We start from the raw sequence: 5,731 nt of genomic DNA, 5'->3' as shown, positions 1-5,731 counted from the left end.
ACAGCAGTGCTTCGGAGTGACTTTGGCCATTCTAGATTCCCCGACAGATTGACTATCGTTGAAATCCAAGATAAGATGAAACAGTCATTTAGTAAATTAGTAAATGAAAAGAGGGTCAGAACATGAAAATACCTACTACGTTAAAACATAAACCTGTTGTCGTGTCGGAAAATTATGAGCAGATTGATGGCCGACTCGCTCCCAATACAGATGCCAAAGGCCTTTCGTTAGGTTTGGCCCAATGGAACGATAGAGGAAAGATTGATATTTCTGCTAAGGTGTGGAGATACACAGGGGAAAAATGGTCCAGACAGTCAGAAGAGCTCCCTCTTCATCGTGTACTTGATTTGTCCATTCTGATTTGTCGTTCATTGGAGCATTTTCGTGAAGCTTACCGATATGAGCATCTTTATGATCCCGAGCAGCCTATCATCGACCGAGTTGGCCTGCAAGGAGATGCCATGACTGTGGCGGTATGTACGGACAATGAACGAATTAATGAGGATATTAAGCTGTTCAGCCAAGCATTAAGCAATGATGATGAGATGATAGGCGAACGTCTGCGTACGTTATCTAAAATCTTGAAAGATATGGGGTACTAAAGAAGTTTATCTGATCCATATATTTGCTGAATCAGCAGTGCCACAAACGATGTGAGGCTTGTTTGATAGGCAGATACGAAATCTACATGTTAAGAAAAAGGTGCCTAAAAAAGGCACCTTTTTCTATAAAACACACTTCCAGCTCGTCACAGCTCAAGAGTCTGTGATCATAAAGAGATTAATTGGGCGTAAAAGCACCTGTTCCAGCGCTTGAACCATTGCCCACCACAGTAATCATACCCGTGTCTGTAGTGCGATAGTTGCTGGTAGAGCCTGAATTATGAATTGGATCGCCTGTAAAAAACGTGCCGTAATTGGCAGGACTTGCATAATAGTTAAGCGTATTATTTCCTCCTGAATACCAGATGTCGCTCCATTGGAATGGGAACCCGTACATGGCCGCGGCCCACCAAGCCATTTTAAATTTATCTGTCGTATTATCTGTTGGTAATGCACTATTCGGCGCATTTGTGGCAATAACGGCCGTTTCAATACCTTTAATTCTTTTATATGTCAAACATTTATCAGCTTTTGCTGACCAATCAGATATTGATAAATATGTATTGGAGGATATAAGCCAACTTTCAGCAAGATACCAGTCACCAACTCCGACATGATTCTTGTGACAGACTAGCTGGCATCTCATGATCATCGCTTACACCATCTGCATCCCAAAAAGACCGCTACAATAATAGTAGCGGCTCATGGTCTTCTTTAATACTTTTTATTTTTTGGTAAACGTGAAATTTATCTCACTTGCAATATGATTTTCCCTGTATTGCGATTCTCTTCCATATGGATGTGCGCATCACTTACCTTCTCAAGCGGGAAAATGGTATCAATAATTGGTTTTATGCTGCTGTTATCGAAATAGGCCAGAACATTAGCTGCAAAATCCTGCGTAAGCCTCGCCTTGTATTCATCACTTCTCGGCGTTAACAGGGTACCTGTCAGCTGAACACATTTTGACATTAAGGCGAACAAATTCATTTGCTCTACCTTCACTCCACCAAGAACGCCAATGAGTACCCAACGACCTTCCTTCTTAATGCTGGCGAGATTCTTCGTCCAATAATCCGCCCCAACAAAATCCAGAATTACATCTGCTCCCTGCCCATTCGTAGCCCGAAGCACCTCTTCGTCAAAGGATTGCTCCTTATAATTGATGAGTACATCAGCACCCAGTTCACGACAGAAGTCAAGCTTCTTCGCAGAACCGGCAGTTACAATGACGGTAGCCTTGCTAATCTGTTTCGCAAGTTGAATTGCAGCTGTTCCTACTCCACTGGCGCCAGCATGAATAAGCACCGTCTCGCCCTGTTGAAGCTTGCCGATCCAGTATAACGTCTGGTGCGCAGTTAAGAATACTTCAGGAATTGCCGCTGCTTCAGCAAATGAGAAGGAGTCTGGAATCGGGATCGCCCTATCCATTGGCATGACCGCATATTCGGCATATCCTCCCCCATTTACTAGCCCCATTACTCGATCACCAACTTTAAAGGTGCTCTCACCATTGACTTCGATGACCGTTCCGGCAACTTCTACCCCTAGGATAGGGTTCGTCGCATATCCGGCCTTGCCTTCACGCATGACAATATCTGTTCGATTCACTGCAGCAGCATGCACTTCGATTAGCAGTTCTCCAGCTTGCGGCTGTGGGCTCGGCAAATTTGTTATCTCCAGCTGTTCTGGTCCACCTGGATTGTTCACGATTACACCCTTCATTGAGAGCCTCCTTGTTTATTATCTATTTACATTGTTTGAAAGTTATAAAACTATCATATTTAAGGCAACCCTTAAAGTCAAGATTACGGTATCGGAGTTCGTTTCTAGGGTAATTTCATGACGTCCCATCACTTTGTTCTACTAACCATTGATTTAGAAGCTTGAGCTGTTTTTGATAAGTATCATCTATAGTCCGATAAGATTTATTGCTTGAGTCTGCATACCCATGAAGTAAAATCTCGCCACCTTCGGACATGATATAGGACACCAAATCACCCTTTTCTCCATAGAAAGATAGCAGATAAGCTGGGTATTCGGGGAAATTGGATGCCGAGAAGTCATTTCGAACCCGAATATCTTGAAGCGTACTCATAACCAGCTCAATTTGTTTGTCATTGGTGATGTGAGCGTAATTGTAGCCTTCATTGTCTCCTGACATAAATTTCTTCAGAAAAATAGATTCGATCTTCGCTTCATTTACATAAGCCATGACTAAATCTTGCAGTGAATACGTAATTCGTGTCTGATACAAATGATTACCTAGTACGCCCGAAATCAACAACAGGGCAACAATCATAATTGGCATTTTGTATCGTGACATTCCAACCGCCCCCACTATCGTTCTAGTTATCGTATCTACGTAAATACTACCAGATTATAGAATTCAATAGAGCTACTCTTTTTTGAAACAAGATATGAATGTAAATGAAGTTATTGATCAGATGACGGGTCGCAGATATTTTCACATGGTAACTGAGGAATGACAGTATGAACAGGTGCAATTGTGTGAACACTGATTCAGAAGCATTAATCCTATTAGCTAATTTGAGGTGTGAATACTTGAATAACCATTTCTCAATCCGTTTTCTATATCTATATGTATTCATCACGGGAGCTTCCGTCATGGCGATCGAAATTGCGGCTTCCCGCTTCCTGGCGCCATATTTCGGTACTTCGATGATTGTGTGGGCGAACATTATTGGCCTAATCCTTCTATCACTCTCTCTCGGGTATTGGGTTGGTGGCAAATGGGCCGATCGTTGGCCGAGCGGCAAGTTATTAATGATGCTGTCACTACTGTCCGGTGTCCTTGTTTCCTTATTACCCTTATGGGGCAACTTCATTTTTCAGTTTTTAACGAATGGCATAATGAATACACCCGTCTGGATCATTTTCTGTTCGTTCTTCGCCGTTTTAATCGTATTTGCTCCCCCTGTATTTTTACTGGCGATGGTGAGTCCGTTTGCAATTCGGTTAGTATCCGATCAATCGAAGGACATTGGCCGTGTAGCTGGCAATCTGTATGCGTGCTCCACATTAGGGAGTTTATTGGGCACATTCGGCACAGCTATGATTACGATCCCATTGTTGGGAGCGAGAGAGTCCATTTATATTTGGTCTGCTGCTCTGATTGCAATTAGCGGTTGGGGACTGCGACATACGAAGCAGCGTTGGTTGGTTTCGCTTCTACTTGTTCCTGTACTTTCCTTTTTCTTCATCAATGACAACGTGTCTACTTCCGCAAATGAGAAAGTCCTCTGGTCCAAGGATACGTTCTACCAATATGTCAGAGTCGTCGAGGCTTCTAGTGGAGATATTTCTTTAGTATACAACGAGGGCGGGGGTGTTCAATCGATCCGGAGGGCTAAGCCAGGATTGCATGCTGGTGACTACTACAATGATTATTTAGTGCTTCCCTATTTGACCAACTCGCCGGATCAGCTGCTCGTATTAGGTTCCGCTGGTGGTACGATTCCTCGGCTGTTGGCTGAATATGTGAAGCCACAATTTCCAAATATGAATGTTACCGGAGTAGAACTAGATCCCGAAGTTATTACACTTAGTTATCAATATATGGGGCTGAAGCGTGAAGATGCTCAGATTGTGAATCAGGATGCTCGTGTATTTATTAGTAATACGAATCGGAAATACGATATCATAGTTGTTGACTGCTACTCGCAGCAAATCTATATTCCTGCTCATTTATCGACTGTGCAATTTTTTGATACCCTTCGAATGCATCTGAATCCAGATGGGCTCACTGCTTTAAATGTGAACGTGACAACACCTGATTCTCCACTGCTCTTAGCGATGGCAAAGACTGTGAAGCAGGTTTTTCCCAACACGTACATCGTGAAGTCGTCTGGACAATACAACTACATGATCATAGGATCCATACGACCGCTGCAAACAGATAATCTTAATCGAATACATCTGAATAGTCCCATTCACCCGCTTCTCGAACAATGGCAGAAAGGGCTAAAGGAAGTGAATGACGAGCTGCTTGCCAACGCACAAGTATTGACTGACAACCACGCTCCAACTGAAATGCTAACAGATTCGATGATTTTTGGTTCAATTCCGGGTCGCCCTTAATTTTGTTTACGAATAAAGCCACTATACTGAACAATGAATGTTCAATTACAGTGGCTTCTATTTATTGCACCAACATATCTGCTATAGGATTCAATACCTCTAATTTGGAGATCAATTCTCTCGTCTTTTCCTTTCTCGTGATGTTCCTGACGGGATATTCATGGCTTTATGAAGTTGTGGTGAAGAAGACCGTATATACAGCACTTTGAGTTACATTGGGAGAAGCAAAAAGTGATATCCCATTATTCCTTACGACTATATTTCCAGGGATGACACTCGTCCATGAGATTGTTGCTGGTGCCGTTGTGACTGTAGGATTATACACGTAAACTGGCTGTGCACCAATATCAGTCGGACTGATTGAAAACACGATAGAGCCAGTTATGACAGCTGTGGTTGCAAGCGTTATCGTTGATACAATGTTGCCTGGAGATGGTGAGGTAGCGTTGTTAGCTACGTTAGCACATATCTGAAATAAATAGGAGCCTACTGATAAATTGTTTACATTGATGGAGCCTGAAAAACCAGATACATTACCTCCACCGAGCACAACATATGGTATCTCATTGGATACAGCTCCAGGAGAACCAGAGATTCGTTGAAACCCTGAGTTCGCCCCGCCAAATAATATAGCTTTCGTAGAAACTGTGGATGATGGCCCCGTGGCGCCCGTGGCTCCGGTTGCCCCAGTGATACCGGTTGCTCCTGTTGTACCGGTGGTTCCTGTAATACCAGTAGCCCCAGTTCTACCTGTGGCACCGGTTGTTCCGGTGACGCCTGTTACCCCGGTCGTTCCCGTCGCTCCAGTCGAACCGGTTACTCCGGTGATGCCTGTGACTCCTGTCGTTCCTGTCGCTCCAATCGAACCAGTTGCTCCAGGGACTCCTGTGACTCCGGTACCCCCTGTCGCACCAGCCGAACCGGTTGCCCCGGTGATGCCTGTTATTCCGGTCGCTCCCGTCGAACCAGTTGCTCCAGTTCCACCTGTTGATCCGCTCGTTCCCGTCGCTCCAGTCGAACCGGTTACT

The 5,731-nt window shown here is 44.0% G+C and carries 6 protein-coding genes; 2 read left to right on the top strand and 4 right to left on the bottom strand.

What is annotated here, in order from left to right:
* Window positions 1-122: 122 nt before the first annotated feature.
* Entirely contained in the window at window positions 123-602 is a 480-nt protein-coding gene (locus tag AZ66_RS25920) for a DUF6530 family protein (protein WP_005549197.1), read from the top strand.
* Window positions 603-780: 178 nt separating this feature from the next.
* Here AZ66_RS25920 and AZ66_RS25915 read toward each other — a convergent pair whose 3' ends face one another.
* The 3 genes from AZ66_RS25915 to AZ66_RS25905 form a co-directional block, all read right to left on the bottom strand.
* Complete coding sequence (locus AZ66_RS25915; RefSeq protein ID WP_044357508.1) at window positions 781-1,254, bottom strand: hypothetical protein; 474 nt, start codon at window positions 1,252-1,254, stop codon at window positions 781-783.
* 95 nt (window positions 1,255-1,349) lie between these two features.
* Window positions 1,350-2,327 (bottom strand): NAD(P)H-quinone oxidoreductase, encoded by a 978-nt coding sequence (locus tag AZ66_RS25910; protein WP_044357507.1) that lies wholly within the window; start codon window positions 2,325-2,327, stop codon window positions 1,350-1,352.
* A 115-nt stretch (window positions 2,328-2,442) separates the two neighbouring features.
* Window positions 2,443-2,928, bottom strand: a complete 486-nt coding sequence (locus AZ66_RS25905; RefSeq protein WP_044357506.1) for a hypothetical protein — start codon at window positions 2,926-2,928, stop codon at window positions 2,443-2,445.
* A 302-nt stretch (window positions 2,929-3,230) separates the two neighbouring features.
* Between AZ66_RS25905 and AZ66_RS25895 the strand changes: the two genes are divergently transcribed.
* Window positions 3,231-4,703 carry a fused MFS/spermidine synthase gene (locus AZ66_RS25895; protein WP_044357505.1) on the top strand — a complete coding sequence of 491 codons (1,473 nt, stop codon included), beginning with the start codon at window positions 3,231-3,233 and terminating at the stop codon, window positions 4,701-4,703.
* 166 nt (window positions 4,704-4,869) lie between these two features.
* On the opposite strand, the gene AZ66_RS31650 is transcribed toward AZ66_RS25895, so the two are convergent.
* Window positions 4,870-5,731: hypothetical protein (locus AZ66_RS31650; RefSeq protein WP_044357503.1), on the bottom strand; the 862-nt coding region annotated here is incomplete at its 5' end.

The organism is Paenibacillus sp. E194, assembly GCF_000935845.1.
Classification (GTDB): Bacteria; Bacillota; Bacilli; order Paenibacillales; family Paenibacillaceae; genus Paenibacillus_B; species Paenibacillus_B alvei_B.
This window is presented reverse-complemented; position numbering and strand designations above follow the sequence as displayed.

Coding starts and splice junctions, on each gene's coding strand:
- AZ66_RS25920 (WP_005549197.1), top strand. CDS start 123: ATGAAAATACCTACTACGTTAAAACATAAACCTGTTGTCGTGTCGGAA.
- AZ66_RS25910 (WP_044357507.1), bottom strand. CDS start 2,327: ATGAAGGGTGTAATCGTGAACAATCCAGGTGGACCAGAACAGCTGGAG.
- AZ66_RS25915 (WP_044357508.1), bottom strand. CDS start 1,254: ATGATCATGAGATGCCAGCTAGTCTGTCACAAGAATCATGTCGGAGTT.
- AZ66_RS25905 (WP_044357506.1), bottom strand. CDS start 2,928: ATGTCACGATACAAAATGCCAATTATGATTGTTGCCCTGTTGTTGATT.
- AZ66_RS25895 (WP_044357505.1), top strand. CDS start 3,231: ATGGCGATCGAAATTGCGGCTTCCCGCTTCCTGGCGCCATATTTCGGT.